Here is a 14,328-nt window from a genome sequence, read left to right as displayed (position 1 = left end):
TACCCTCGTCTTTTAAAACACTTGCGAGAGGTCTCTATGCACGATCCGTTCGAACAGTCTTTGCGTGACATGCTCAATGCCTCGCCATCCAACCGGGATGACGATGCTTGCCTGGGTCGCGTACTCAAAACCGCCAACCGTCAGGTCGGAGCGGGAGATCTGTTCGGTCTGCTCGGGCGCTGGCTGCCGGCATTGATGATGGCCCTGAACAATGGTTCGGCCCATGTTTCACCGGTTTCCCGTCGTAAACCTCTTGCTCGCACTGCTGATAAGGCTGATTGAATATGGAACTTGATCTCTGGACCCAGAGCCTGGTTACCGCAATGACCGCATTGTGGACCAAGGTGGCGAATTTCATTCCCAACTTGTTTGGCGCCCTGGTTCTGGTATTGCTGGGTTTTGTCGTGGCCAAGTTGCTCGACACCCTGCTGTCCAAATTGCTGGCAAAACTGGGGCTGGATCGCCTGATGGCCGGCACCGGCCTCACCAAGTTACTGGGCCGCGCCGGGCTGCAGGTGCCGATTTCGACCCTGATCGGCAAGATCGTCTACTGGTTCGTTCTACTTATTTTTCTGGTTTCTGCGGCTCAATCCCTTGGACTTGAGCGAGTTTCAGCTACGCTCGACATGCTGGCGCTGTATTTGCCGAAAGTCTTCGGCGGCGCGCTGGTGTTGCTGGTGGGGGTTCTACTGGCGCAACTGGCCAACGGGCTGGTGCGCGGGGCCGCCGAAGGCGTGGGGTTGGACTATGCGGCAGGCCTGGGACGAATCGCCCAGGGGCTGGTGATCATCATCAGTATTTCCGTCGCGATCAGCCAGTTGGAGGTCAAGACTGACCTGCTCAACCACGTGATTGTGATTGTTTTGATTACCGTTGGTCTGGCCGTTGCGCTGGCCATGGGCTTGGGAAGCCGGGAAATTGCCGGCCAGATTCTTGCGGGAATCTATGTGCGTGAGCTGTATCAAGTTGGGCAACAGGTGCGTGTGGGCGAGGTCGAAGGGCAAATCGAGGAGATCGGCACAGTCAAGACAACCGTGCTGACCGATGACGGGGAACTGGTGTCGCTGTCCAACCGGATTCTTCTTGAGCAGCAGGTCAGTAGCCGCTAACCCGGCAAACCCTGCTAATGTACGCCGCCGCGAACCCGGGTGACCGGGTTGCAACGGACATTGACCTGACTGTCGGCACGACTTGTTTTGAATAAAGCCCAAACGCTGTCCACGCGCTATGACCCACGTGAGCTCTCTGATGAGGAGTTGGTCGCGCGCTCGCACACGGAGCTGTTTCACGTAACACGTGCGTACGAAGAATTGATGCGCAGGTATCAACGCACTCTGTTCAACGTTTGTTCAAGGTATTTGGGGAACGATAGAGATGCGGACGATGTCTGTCAGGAAGTGATGCTCAAGGTGCTCTACGGCCTGAAGAACTTCGAGGGCAAATCGAAGTTCAAGACATGGCTGTATAGCATCACGTACAACGAGTGCATCACGCAGTATCGGAAGGAACGGCGAAAGCGTCGCTTGATGGACGCTTTGAGTCTGGACCCCCTCGAGGAGGCGTCTGAGGAAAAGGCGCCGGCACCCGAGGAGAAGGGCGGACTTGATCGCTGGCTGGTGCATGTGAACCCGATTGACCGAGAGATTCTGGTGCTTCGTTTTGTCGCAGAGCTGGAATTCCAGGAAATCGCTGACATCATGCATATGGGCTTGAGTGCTACAAAAATGCGTTACAAACGTGCTCTTGATAAATTACGTGAGAAATTTGCGGGCGAGACTGAAACTTAGTGCGTAGCAAATATCTCTTACGTGTAGGCAAGTTCTGTTAGACTTGTCGCCGAGTTGTCCCCCGGTTTGTGGGACTGCTTTACAATCACCAGATGGGGATTTAACGGATGAAACTGAAAAACACCTTGGGCTTGGCCATTGGTTCTCTTATTGCCGCTACTTCTTTCGGCGTTCTGGCACAAGGCCAAGGCGCAGTTGAAGGCGAGCTGTTCTACAAGAAGCAGTACAACGATAGCGTTAAGCACATCGAAGACGGCTTCAACCCAGGCGCTCGCATTGGTTACTTCCTGACCGACGATCTGTCGTTGAATCTGTCGTACGACAAGACCAACCACACCCGTTCGAACGACGGCACTGGCAACCAGAAGATCAAAGGTGACACTGGCAGCCTCGTTGCCCAGTACCACTTCGGTCAGGCTGGCGTTGATAGCCTGCGTCCATACGTTGAAGGCGGTTTCGGCCACCAGAGCCGTACCAACGTCAAGGTTGATGGCCACAGCGGTCGCGATCAGACCACTTTCGCTACCATCGGTACCGGCGTGAAGTACTACTTCACCAACAACCTGTACGCACGTGCTGGTGTTGAAGCTGACTACGGTCTGGACAACGGCAAGTGGGACTACTCCGCACTGGTTGGCCTGGGCGTGAACTTCGGCGGTAACGCTGGCGCAGCTGCTCCAGCTCCTACCCCAGCACCAGCTCCAGAGCCAGTTCCAGAGCCAGAAGCTCCGGTTGCTCAGGTTGTTCGTGTTGAGCTGGACGTTAAGTTCGACTTCGACAAGTCGGTTGTTAAGCCTAACAGCTACGGCGACGTGAAAAACCTGGCCGACTTCATGGCTCAGTACCCAGACACCAACGTAGAAGTTGCTGGTCACACTGACTCCGTGGGTCCAGACGCCTACAACCAGAAGCTGTCCCAGCGTCGTGCTGACGCTGTTAAGCAAGTCCTGGTTAAAGATGGCGTAGCGCCTAGCCGCATCACTTCCGTAGGTTACGGTGAGTCCCGCCCAGTTGCTGACAACGCAACTGAAGCTGGCCGCGCTGTTAACCGTCGCGTAGAAGCTGCTGTTGAAGCCACCGCTAAGTAATTAGCCTGGCTTAAAAAAACCCGGCTTAGGCCGGGTTTTTTTCGCCTGCGATTTGCCTCAGGCGCTGGCCGCTGCAGCGACACAAGCCGTCTGTGCGGCAGCAGCAACGTGGCCAATCACCAGGATTGCCGGGCTTTTCAAGGCGAATGCCTGCGCATCCGCATGCATCCGTGCAAGCTCGCTGCGGCATTCGCGCTGTTGGGGCAGCGATGCGTTTTCGATCATCGCTACAGGCATATCAGCCGCCATGCCACCTTCCAGTAGTTGCTGACCAATTTCCTCCAGCTTCGCCACTCCCATGTACACCACCAACGTGGTTCCACCTTCGGCCAGTGCGCGCCAGTTCAGTTGGCTGTCGTCCTGGGTATGGGCGGTGACCAATGTCACGCCGCGACTGATACCGCGCAGCGTGAGCGAGATATCGCAGTTGGTCGCGCCCGCCAGCCCTGCTGTGATGCCGTTGACCAATTCAACTTCAACGCCGCGCTCGCGCAGCCAAAACGCCTCTTCACCACCGCGACCAAAGATGCACGGGTCGCCGCCCTTGAGCCTCACCACACATTTACCCTGGCGTGCATAACGCAGCATCAGGCGATGGATAAATTCCTGGGGCGTGGAGCGGCAGCCACCGCGCTTGCCGACAGTCACCACGCGTGCGCTGCGACAGTGGTCCAGCACGGCCGGGTTGACCAGATCATCAATCAGCACCACATGGGCTTCATGCAGGGCTCTTACCGCCTTGAGGGTCAGCAATTCCGGATCGCCGGGCCCGGCGCCTACCAGCCATACTTTTGCGCTCATATTGTTCCCTCATACACTGATTGCGATTGGCTGCGGGGTGCTGGCCAAAAGACGTTTGATTTCCGGCACGCAGGAGCCGCATTGCGTGCCGCAGCCCAGCTCCTGCTTGAGGCCGTCCAGGTCCAAGCCCTGCGCAATACCTTCGCATACGGCGTTTTCACTGACGTTCTTGCAGTTGCACACAATCTTGCTGCTGGCCGCCGCACCGCCCGGTGGCGCACTTAATGGCGCCAACAGCCAGCGCCGCAGCTGCTCGTCGGCACGCCCTTCCAGCCATAGGCTTTGCAGCCAGTGACGGGCCAGGGTCTCGCCGGCCAGGCGCAGGGCGGTGATGCGTCCCTTCTCGATCTTCACGCGCTTGCCGATTGAGCGGCGTGGGTCGTCATAGGCCATGACCGGCCCGTCGTCCAGACCCAACAGTTGGTCAATGCGGTTCAACTGTTGCAGGTCGGGTGCCTCGGTATGTGCCGCCCGCACCACTAGCGCTGGTCTCTCACGTCCGGCCAGGCTCAGGCTCACGTAGGCAAAGCCCTCACACAGCGGGCGCAGGGCGTCGAAGTGTTGCTGCACATCGCCCTCGATCAGCGCGAACAGTTGCCACGGCAGTTGCACCGCTTCCAGACGCACACCGCTGTGCTTGAGTTCCGGCTGCTTGGACAAGGGATCGAACGCCGGCTGCGTGAGGACGTTCACGCCGCCCTTGAGGAAACGGTCGCCCCAATGCATAGGCAGAAACGCCTGGCCGGGGCGCACGCTGTCATCGCTGCTGACGGCGACGATCACATTGCCTCGACGGCTTTTCAGGTTGACCAGGTCACCTTCTTTGAAACGATGGCGACGCAGTTCGTCCGGATGCAGGCCCAGCAACGCCTCGTTGACATGCCCGAACGACTGCGCGGCCGTGCCGGTGCGGCTCATGCCATGCCACTGGTCGCGCAGGCGCCCGGTGATCAGGGTCAGGGGGAAGCGTGCGTCACGCTGCTCCTTGGCAGCGCGGTAAGGGTCGGCGATAAACCGCGCCCGGCCATCGTCCGTGGGGAAAATACCGTCTGTGTAAAGGCGCGGCGTACCCGCCTGCGCGCCCTTGGGAAACGGCCATTGCTGCGGGCCGAGCTGGTCGAGCAGTGCGTGGCTGATACCTGATAAATCCAGGTCGCGACCTTGGGTAAGTTGCTTGAATTCATCAAACAGCTGGGTCGTTTGCTCAAAGGCAAACAGGCTGGGCAACCCCGGGCGCATTCGTTGTTCCAGGCGCTTTGCGAAATCCACGGTAATCGCCCAGTCTGCCCGCGCTTCTCCCGGCGGGGCGATGGCGCGACGTACGTGGGAAATACGCCGTTCTGAGTTGGTCACCGTGCCGTCCTTTTCGCCCCAACTGGCTGCCGGCAGCAGCAGGTCGGCATAGGCAGCGGTTTCGGTGGTGCGAAAAGCCTCCTGCAACACCACGAACGGACACGCCGCCAAGGCTGCACGTACGGCATTCTGGTCCGGCAAAGATTGCGCAGGGTTGGTGCAGGCGATCCACAGGGCCTTGATCTTGCCGGCCTGCACCTGTTCAAACAGTTCGATCGCAGTGAGGCCGGTGGGCGCCGGCAGTTGCTCCACGCCCCAGTAGGCGGCGACTTCGGCGCGATGTTCCGGGTTGGACGTCTCGCGGTGGCCCGGCAGCAAATTGGACAGGCTGCCGGTCTCGCGCCCACCCATGGCATTCGGTTGCCCAGTCAGGGAAAACGGCCCGCAGCCCGGCCGGCCAATGGTTCCCGTGGCCAGGTGCAGGTTGATCAATGCGCTGTTTTTTGCGCTGCCAGCAGTGGATTGGTTAAGCCCCATGCACCACAGCGACAAAAAGCTACTGGAAGTGCCTATCCACTGGGCGCACACGCGCAATTGCTCGACACTGATGCCGCACAGCTGCGTGACCATTTGCGGCGTGTAGTCATGCACCAGGCGTTTGAGCTCGGCCAAACCCTCGGTGTGGGCCCGGATGAAGGCGTGGTCGATCCAGCCTTCCCACAGCAGCAGGTGCAGGATCCCATGGAACAACGCCACATCCGTCCCCGGCAGGATTGCCAGGTGCAGGTCGGCCAAATCGCAGGTGTCTGTACGCCGAGGGTCAATCACCACCACTTTCATCTGCGGGCGTTGCGCCTTGGCTTGCTCCAGGCGTCGGAACAATACCGGGTGGGCATAGGCCATATTGCTGCCGACGATCATCACGCAGTCGCTGTTTTCCAGGTCTTCATAGCTGCACGGCGGCGCATCGGCGCCCAGGCTGCGCTTGTAGCCGACCACGGCCGAGGACATGCACAGCCGTGAGTTGCTGTCGATATTGTTGGTGCCCACCAAGGCCCGAGCCAATTTGTTGAAGCTGTAGTAATCCTCGGTCAGCAGTTGCCCCGAGATATAGAACGCCACGCTGTCGGGCCCATGTTCGGCGATGGTATCGGCGAACACAGTGGCCGCGTGTTCCAGGGCGGTGCCCCAATCGGTGCGCGTGCGTGCCAAGTCCTTGCCCAGGCGCAACTCCGGGTACAGGGCGCGAGCGCTCAAGTCGCCGGTCAGGTGCAGGCTGGCGCCTTTACTGCACAATTTGCCGAAGTTGGCCGGGTGGCTCGGATCGCCTTGCACCCCCAGGATCTGTTCGCCGTCATGCTCGATCAGCACGCCGCAGCCCACCCCGCAATAACAGCAGGTGGACGCGGTGGTCTGGCGGTTCATCAACCAGCGTCCCGCAGGGCCAGCATCACCCGACCGTTTTCCACCCGGGCCTGATGATGGTGGGCACAGCCGATATCCGGGGCCTGGGCTTCGCCGGACGCCAGGTCAATCTGCCAATTGTGCAGCGGGCAGGCCACGCGCTTGCCGTAGATCAAGCCTTGGGATAGGGGGCCGCCCTTGTGCGGGCAACGGTCGTCGAGGGCGAAGACTTCGTCGTCACTGGTGCGAAAAATCGCGATGTCGCCTTTCGGCCCACTGATGATGCGCGAGCCCAGAGTGTTGATTTCATCCAGGGCGCAGATATCCAGCCAGTTCATAGCGAGACCTCCAGCTGTTTCACGGGGATAACGTCGAATTCCTTTTTCAGCAGCGGCTGTTCCAGGCGCTCTTTCCACGGGTCCTGCTCGAATGACAGCGAGAACTGCAGGCGCTCGTTGAGGGTCTTGCGGCGGGCCGGGTCCTCGAGCACTGCCTTCTTGATATGCTCCATACCCACCCGTTGCAGGTAGTGCACCGTGCGCTCCAGATAGAAAGCTTCTTCGCGGTACAGCTGCAGGAACGCGCCGTTGTATTCGCGCACCTCCTCGGCGGTTTTCAGCTTGACGAAGAACTCCGCGACTTCGGTCTTGATCCCGCCATTGCCGCCGATATACATCTCCCAGCCGGAGTCGACGCCGATGATTCCGACATCCTTGATCCCCGCTTCCGAACAGTTGCGTGGGCAGCCGGAGACCGCCAGCTTGACCTTGTGGGGCGACCACATATTGAACAGGTCATGCTCCAGCTCGATGCCCAGTTGCGTGGAGTTCTGCGTGCCGAATCGGCAGAACTCGCTGCCCACGCAGGTTTTTACGGTGCGGATGGACTTGCCGTAGGCGTGGCCGGACGGCATATCCAGGTCCTTCCATACGCCCGGCAAGTCCTGCTTCTTGATGCCGAGCAGGTCGATGCGCTGGCCCCCCGTGACCTTGACCATCGGCACGTTGTACTTGTCGGCCACATCGGCGATGCGGCGCAGCTCCGAGGGGTTAGTCACACCGCCCCACATCCGTGGGACTACCGAGTAGGTGCCATCTTTCTGAATATTGGCGTGGGCCCGCTCGTTGATCAGCCGCGATTGCGGATCGTCCTTGGCCTCGCCGGGCCAGGTGGAAATCAGGTAATAGTTGAGCGCCGGGCGGCAGGTGGCGCAGCCATTGGGCGTGCGCCAGTTGAGGTAACGCAGGGTGCTGTCGATGGTCAGCAGGTGCTGCTCGCGGATGGCCTGGCGGATCTGCCCGTGATTGAGATCGCTGCAGCCGCAGATGGCCTTTTCGCTTTTGGGTTTGACGTCGGCGGCGCCGCCCACGGTGTTGATCAGGATCTGTTCCACCAGGCCAGCACAGGAGCCGCAGGAACTGGCGGCCTTGGTGTGCTTTTTCACCTCGTCGACGCTGAACAGCCCTTGTTCCTGGATCGCCTTGACGATGGTGCCCTTGCACACGCCGTTGCAGCCGCAGACTTCGGCGCTGTCGGCCATGCTCATGGCCTTGTCCTGTCCTTGGTGGCCGACGTCGCCCAGTGCATTCTCACCGAACATCAAGTGATCGCGGATTTCGCCAATGGCGTGATTCTCGCGAATCTGACGGAAATACCAACCGCCGTCCGCGGTATCGCCGTACAGGCAGGCGCCGACCAGTATGTCGTCCTTGATCACCAGCTTCTTGTACACGCCGCCAATGGGGTCGGAGAGGGTGATGGTCTCGGTGCCTTCGCCGCCCATGAAGTCGCCGGCCGAGAACAGGTCGATGCCGGTGACCTTCAACTTGGTCGAGGTGACCGAGCCCTTGTAGGTGGCAAAGCCCAGTTGGGCAAGATGGTTGGCGCAGACCTTGGCCTGTTCGAACAACGGCGCCACCAGGCCATAGGCGATGCCACGATGGCTGGCGCATTCGCCGATCGCATAGATGCGCGGGTCGTAGGTCTGCATCGTGTCGTTGACCAGGATCCCTCGGTTGCAGGGAATACCGGACTTTTCCGCGAGTTCGGTATTGGGGCGGATACCGGCGGCCATCACCACCAGGTCGGCGGGGATGATGTCGCCATTCTTGAACTGCACCGAGCCGACCCGGCCATTGCCGGCGTCGTGCAGGGCCTGGGTTTGTTCGCACAGGCGAAACACCAGGCCACGGCTTTCCAGCTCGGTCTGCAGCAGTTGGCCGCTGGTCTTGTCCAGCTGACGTTCCAGCAACCATTCGCCCAGGTGCACTACCGTGACGTGCATGCCACGCAGCATCAGGCCATTGGCGGCCTCCAGGCCGAGCAGGCCGCCGCCGATCACCACCGCATGCTTGTGGGTCTTGGCGGTGTCGATCATGGCCTGGGTATCGGCGATATCGCGGTAGCCAATCACGCCCTGCAGGGTATTGCCGGGGATCGGCAGGATAAACGGCGTGGAGCCGGTGGCGATCAGCAGGCGATCATACTCGGCCTCGGTACCGTCTTCGGCGATGACTCTGCGCTTGACCCGGTCGATCTGCACCACCTTGCGGTTGAGCAGCAACTTGACGTTGTTATCCAGATACCAGTCCAGGTCGTTGAGTACGATCTCTTCGAAAGTTTGCTCACCGGCCAGTACCGGCGACAGCAGGATGCGGTTGTAGTTGGTGTGGGGCTCGGCGCCGAACACGGTGATGTCATAAATGTCGCTGCTGAGCTTGAGCAACTCCTCCAGGGTACGTACCCCGGCCATGCCATTGCCGATCATCACCAGTTTGAGTTTTTTCATGTCGCTCTCCGACCAAACACGCGCAAACAAAAAAAGGCGTCCCCGCTAGTCAGCTAGCGAGGACGCCTTTGTCCTGGTCCCGTTCTCTCGGGAAGCACGCGCCTTCGACGTTGAAGGGCGGCTATATGTGGGTTGTTGGGAAAGCTAATGCAGCAGCTGTGCCAAGTTCCCATACCCCCAGTTTTATTGGGCGTTTAAATAGAGCCTCGGCGGATTTTGCTCGTTAGTGGTGCAAAAGCCAGTACAGCAGCACCAGATTGATCAGCAGCGAAGCCACCGCCAGGGTTTGCCACACCTTGAGCGGTTCGCGTTCCAGCAGGGGGCGTGGCCGCACACTGAGTTCATGGCGGTCGGACTGTTCCATTACCAGCAGCCATTCTTCGGCGGTTTCATAGCGTTGTGCGGGCAGGGCGGCCACGGCACGTTCCAGGCTGTGCGGCAACCAATCCGGCAAGTCGGGACGATAGCGGCTGGCGCTGACCGGCTGGTTAAAGCGCGGGCGTTGAAAGGCTTCGATTTCGCCGTAGGGATAATGCCCGGTCAGCAGGTAATACAAGGTCACACCAACGCCATACAAATCCTGTTGCCCTGTAGGCTGCTCGCCACCGAAGGCTTCTGGTGCGATAAAGCTCGGAGTGCCGGGCAGCAGATGGGCGCGGTCTTCAGACAGCCCGGGGCAGTAGGCCAGGCCGAAGTCCAGCACACGCAGTTCGCCATCGTCTCCCAGCAGCAGGTTTTCCGGCTTGATATCGCGGTGCAGGATCTGCCGGCGATGCAACAGGCCCACGGCCCGCAGCAAACGTTCGGCGATCGTCTGCCACTGCGCCAGCGGCAGTGGGCCTTGCTGCTGGAACAGTTGGGCCAGGGTCTGCCCGGGATATTCGCGCATCACGTAGTACAAATGCTGACGACCACTGGCGGCATGCACTTCAGGAAAGGCACGGCCGGCGACCCGGCGCAGGAACCATTCTTCCGACAACAAGGCTTGGGCCGCGTCGGTGTCGTCATCGTGGCTCAGTGGCAACGTCTTGAGCAGCCAGGGTTGTTGCTGGGCATCGCGGACACGGTACAACAGCGACTGGCGACTCTGGGCCAACACGCTCTCCACCCGCCAGCCCTCAAAGGTCTGGCCGGCCTTCAGCGCTGGCGGCAGCGGCCATTGCTGCAGCTGCACCAGGGCGTCGCCGAGAGTGGCGGCGCCGAGTCGGTCGATACGCACCAGTAAGGCGCTGGCGTTGTCTTGGCTGCCGGCCAGGTGCGCAGCGTTGACCAGGGTGCTGACGGCCAGGTCGAGGTCGCTTTGTTCACGCAGGATCGTGCCGATGCTGGCGTCGCCCAGTGTGGCCCACACCCCGTCGCTGAGCAAAAGGAAGCATTCACCTTCGCGCAGCTCGCCGTCGAGGAAGTCCAGCACCAGATGCTGATCCAGGCCGAGGGCGCGCTTGAGCACATGTTGCATGCCCGGCTGTTCCCACACATGGTCTTCGCTGATGCGTTGCAACTCGCCGTCGAGCCAGCGATATACCCGGCAATCGCCGACATGGGCCAGGGTGAAACGCCGGCCGCGAAACACCAGGGCGCTCAAGGTGGTCAGCAACGGTTGCCCGCCGCCATTGGCCTGCAACCAGCGGTTCTGCGCCAGCAGCAGACGCTCCAGCGCCTGGGCCACGCCCCAGGTCTGCGGCGTGGCGTAGTAGTCCAGGGCCAGGGCCTGCAAGGTCGAGCGCGCGGCCAGACCACCGTCGGCGCATTGGCTGACGCCATCGGCCAATGCGCACAGATAGCCTTTGCTCGCCGCCAGTTCCGCCAGGGGCGTGACCACCCGCAGCGCATCCTGGTTTTCGCTGCGGGGGCCGATGGCGCTGGCTTGGGCGATGCTCAGTTGCAGGCTCATCAAACGCGTGCGGCGGTCACGGCGGCCGAACCCCAAGTGGTTCTCCAGCGCCGCTTCACGCCATGCAGGCCGAACCAGGCCAGCACACCGAGGCTGGCGAACAACCACAGGGCCAGTTGATAACTGCCAGTGCTCTGTTTGATCGCTCCCATGCCCGCCGCGAGGGCGAAGCCGCCGATACCGCCGGCCATGCCGATCAGCCCGGTCATCACGCCGATCTCACTACGAAAACGTTGCGGCACCAATTGAAATACCGCGCCATTACCGGCACCAAGGCCGAGCATGGTGCAGACGAAAAGCGCCAGCGCCGCGTAGGAGCTGGGCAGGTTGAAACCCACTGCCGCAATACAGATCACCGCCACGCTGTACATGCCGAGCAGGGTCTTGATCCCGCCGAAACGGTCCGCCAAGGCACCGCCCAAGGGCCGCATCAGGCTGCCGCCGAACACGCAGGCGGCGGTGTAGTAGCCGGCAGTCACCGGACTCAGACCGTACTGGTCATTAAAATAGCCGGGAAGGGCGCTGGCCAAGCCGATAAAGCCACCGAAGGTCACGCTGTAGAAGAACATGAACCACCAGCTGTCGCGGTCGCCCAAGGCCTTAAAGTAGTCGGCCATGGATTTGGCTTTCGGCCGCTCTGGGGCATTGCGTGCGAGCCAGGCGAACACGATCAGCGTCAGCACCAGCGGAATCAGCGCAAAGCCGAACACATTGCTCCAGCCGAACGCGGCCGCCAGCACTGGTGCCAGCAAGGCGGCGAACACGGTGCCGGAGTTACCGGCCCCGGCGATGCCCATGGCCTTGCCCTGATGTTGCGCCGGGTACCACTGGGACGCCAAGGGTAGGGCGACCGCAAAGGAGGCACCGGCCATGCCCAGGAACAGGCCCAGCAGCAAGGCCTGCTCGTAGCTCTGGATCCCCAGTTTCCAGGCACAGAACAGCGCCACGATCACAATCACCTGGCCAATCAAACCTGCGGTCTTGGGCGATAGCTTATCGGCGAGCATGCCCATCAGAAAGCGCAGCAGCGCGCCGGCCAGGATCGGTGTCGCCACCACCAGGCCACGCTGTTGAGTGGTCAGTTGCAAATCGGCGGCGATCTGCACCGCCAACGGGCCCAGCAGGTACCAGACCATAAAGCTCAGGTCGAAATACAGGAACGCGGCGAACAGGGTCGGGGTGTGCCCGGATTTCCAGAAGCTTGATTTCATCATGCACCTCAACGGTTGGGAGCTAGGGGACCAAAACGCAAAAAACGCCGCCACCAGGTTCGCGAGGGGCAAACCGGATGGGCGACGTCTTTGTCGTGGAGGGGCAACCGCCGTTGGCTACCTGTAAGGATTGTTTAGCAAGAGCTGAGCCAGATCAGCCGAGCAACTCGCTCATGGCAATAATCTGCTCCGCCACCTGGATCAGTTTCTGCTGGCGGCTCATGGCCTGGCGGCGCATCAGGGTGTAGGCCTCTTCTTCATTACAGTTCTTCATCTTCATCAACAGGCCCTTGGCCAACTCGATGCGCTTGCGCTCGGCCAACTGCTGGTCGCGGGCGTGCAGCTGGGCGCGCATGGCCTGGTCGCTCTCGAAGCGGGCCATGGCGACATCGAGGATCGGTTGCAAGCGCTGTGCCTGGATGCCTTCGACGATATAGGCACTGACTCCCGATTTGATCGCCTGGCGCATCACGTTCGGATCGTGCTCATCGGTAAACATCACGATGGGCCGGGGCTGGTCGCGGCTGACCAGCACCACTTGCTCCATCACATCGCGGCCGGGTGACTCGGTATCGATCAGGATCACATCCGGGCGCACCGTTTCGACGCGTGCGGGCAGGTCAATAGTCAGGCCCGACTCATCGATCACCTCGAAACCGGCTTCGGTTAACGCGGCCTTGAGCCGACCGACTTTGCGCGGGGTGTCGTTGATCAACAGGATTCGTAACATGCTCGTGCTCCTGTCAGCGCAGCGCTTGGTGGCGGATGTCAGGCGCCATGGCATGCAAGCGGAAGCTGCGGGCGTAGCCGGCGGGGTCGGAGCCGTCCCAGGTCTTGCCGTCGATCAACTGGCTGCTGCGCATATCCTCGTCGTAGGTGGTGATACCCAGCGCCGTGGCCGCCTGGCGATACAAGGCCAGTTGCTGCACCTGGCGGGCGACGCCAAGGTAGTCAGGCTCTTCACGCAGCAACCCCCAGCGCCGGAACTGGGTCATGAACCACATGCCGTCGCTGAGGTAGGGCAAGTTCACCTCGCCACCGGCGAAAAAGCGCAGTGCATGGGGGTCTTGCCACTGGTTGCCGAGGCCGTCGTCATAGTTGCCCAGCAGGCGGGGTTCGATAGTGTCCAGCGGTGCGTCGAGGTATTCGCGGGCGCTGAGCAAGCGGGCGGTGGAGCGGCGGTTTTCAGTGCTCTGTTCGATAAATCGGCTGGCCTCGAGGATTGCCATGACCAGCAGGCGAGCCGTATTGGGGTAGGCATCGACAAAGGCCTGGGTGCAGCCCAGGACCTTTTCCGGATGATTCGGCCAGATCGCCTGGGTGGTCGCCAGGGTAAAACCCTGGTGGTGTCGCACCGCACTGGCACTCCAGGGTTCGCCGACACAAAACCCGTCGATGCGCCCGGCCTGTAGGTGGGCGACCATCTGCGGCGGTGGCACCACCACGCTTTGAACGTCCTGCAATGGATGAATCCCCTGGCTCGCCAGCCAGTAATACAGCCACATGGCGTGGGTGCCTGTGGGAAACGTCTGGGCGAAAGTCAATTTTGTCCGGCTTTGGTGCACATGGCGTTCCAGCGCCTCAGGAGTGATCACCCCTTGGTTTTGCAGACCCTGGGACAGGTTGATGCTTTGGCCGTTCTGGTTGAGCCCCATCAGCACCGCCATGGGGCAGGGGACGACGCCGCCGATGCCCAGATGCACGGCATAGACCAGCCCGTAGAGACTGTGGGCGGCGTCCAGTTCGCCGCTGACCAGCTTGTCACGCAGGTTGGCCCACGACGACTGGCGCTTGAGATTCAGCGTGAGGCCATAGGGTTGGGCAAAGCCCTGGGTAGCGGCGACTACCAGCGAGGCGCAATCGCTCAATGCCATGAAGCCCAGGTCGAGGCTGCTTTTTTCCGGAGCGTCACTGCCGTTTACCCAAGCCAGTGGATCGTTCATCGACACCTGCCTTTTTTCAAGAAAGCCGTGATTTCCAGGGCGGCCATGCAGGCCAATGCAGGGCAACCACGGCTATGTACGTAGGCTCGCCGAGTCTTTGGCGCGGGCCTGTTACAGAG

The 14,328-nt window shown here is 61.0% G+C and carries 12 protein-coding genes; 4 read left to right on the top strand and 8 right to left on the bottom strand.

Annotated elements, in window-relative coordinates; all coding sequences use genetic code 11:
• The first annotated feature begins 36 nt into the window (after window positions 1-36).
• From QYQ93_RS21530 to QYQ93_RS21515, 4 genes are all read left to right on the top strand, one after another.
• Window positions 37-282: a hypothetical protein gene (locus QYQ93_RS21530; protein WP_005790375.1), complete on the top strand. Its 246-nt coding sequence runs from the start codon at window positions 37-39 to the stop codon at window positions 280-282.
• A 2-nt stretch (window positions 283-284) separates the two neighbouring features.
• Entirely contained in the window at window positions 285-1,109 is an 825-nt protein-coding gene (locus QYQ93_RS21525; protein ID WP_003193288.1) for a mechanosensitive ion channel family protein, read from the top strand.
• A gap of 87 nt (window positions 1,110-1,196) precedes the next feature.
• A complete protein-coding gene (sigX, locus tag QYQ93_RS21520; protein ID WP_003193286.1) occupies window positions 1,197-1,787 on the top strand; it encodes an RNA polymerase sigma factor SigX in 591 nt (196 codons plus the stop codon).
• Window positions 1,788-1,894: 107 nt separating this feature from the next.
• Window positions 1,895-2,875, top strand: coding sequence for an OmpA family protein (locus QYQ93_RS21515; protein WP_043047078.1), 981 nt, complete (start codon window positions 1,895-1,897; stop codon window positions 2,873-2,875).
• A gap of 57 nt (window positions 2,876-2,932) precedes the next feature.
• Here QYQ93_RS21515 and cobA read toward each other — a convergent pair whose 3' ends face one another.
• The 8 genes from cobA to QYQ93_RS21475 form a co-directional block, all read right to left on the bottom strand.
• A complete protein-coding gene (gene cobA, locus QYQ93_RS21510; RefSeq protein WP_338475435.1) occupies window positions 2,933-3,676 on the bottom strand; it encodes a uroporphyrinogen-III C-methyltransferase in 744 nt (247 codons plus the stop codon).
• A 9-nt stretch (window positions 3,677-3,685) separates the two neighbouring features.
• A complete protein-coding gene (locus tag QYQ93_RS21505; protein ID WP_338475434.1) occupies window positions 3,686-6,394 on the bottom strand; it encodes a molybdopterin-dependent oxidoreductase in 2,709 nt (902 codons plus the stop codon).
• A complete protein-coding gene (gene nirD / locus QYQ93_RS21500) occupies window positions 6,394-6,711 on the bottom strand; it encodes a nitrite reductase small subunit NirD (protein ID WP_005790365.1) in 318 nt (105 codons plus the stop codon). The genes QYQ93_RS21505 and nirD overlap by 1 nt, the downstream gene beginning before the upstream one ends.
• On the bottom strand, window positions 6,708-9,161 hold the full coding sequence (gene nirB / locus QYQ93_RS21495) for a nitrite reductase large subunit NirB (protein WP_043047075.1): 2,454 nt from the start codon (window positions 9,159-9,161) through the stop codon (window positions 6,708-6,710). The genes nirD and nirB overlap by 4 nt, the downstream gene beginning before the upstream one ends.
• Window positions 9,162-9,384: 223 nt before the next feature.
• Window positions 9,385-11,055 (bottom strand): bifunctional protein-serine/threonine kinase/phosphatase, encoded by a 1,671-nt coding sequence (locus tag QYQ93_RS21490; protein ID WP_338477283.1) that lies wholly within the window; start codon window positions 11,053-11,055, stop codon window positions 9,385-9,387.
• A complete protein-coding gene (locus tag QYQ93_RS21485) occupies window positions 11,055-12,266 on the bottom strand; it encodes a nitrate/nitrite transporter (RefSeq protein ID WP_338477282.1) in 1,212 nt (403 codons plus the stop codon). The genes QYQ93_RS21490 and QYQ93_RS21485 overlap by 1 nt, the downstream gene beginning before the upstream one ends.
• Window positions 12,267-12,420: 154 nt before the next feature.
• Window positions 12,421-12,996, bottom strand: coding sequence for an ANTAR domain-containing response regulator (locus QYQ93_RS21480; RefSeq protein ID WP_043047073.1), 576 nt, complete (start codon window positions 12,994-12,996; stop codon window positions 12,421-12,423).
• Window positions 12,997-13,009: 13 nt separating this feature from the next.
• Window positions 13,010-14,209, bottom strand: coding sequence for a CmpA/NrtA family ABC transporter substrate-binding protein (locus QYQ93_RS21475; RefSeq protein WP_338475433.1), 1,200 nt, complete (start codon window positions 14,207-14,209; stop codon window positions 13,010-13,012).
• Window positions 14,210-14,328 lie beyond the last annotated feature (119 nt).

The organism is Pseudomonas khavaziana (assembly GCF_036704165.1).
In the GTDB taxonomy this organism is placed as follows: domain Bacteria; phylum Pseudomonadota; class Gammaproteobacteria; order Pseudomonadales; family Pseudomonadaceae; genus Aquipseudomonas; species Aquipseudomonas khavaziana.
The sequence above is the reverse complement of the archived record's forward strand: the minus strand, read 5'-3'. Positions and strand labels throughout refer to the sequence as shown.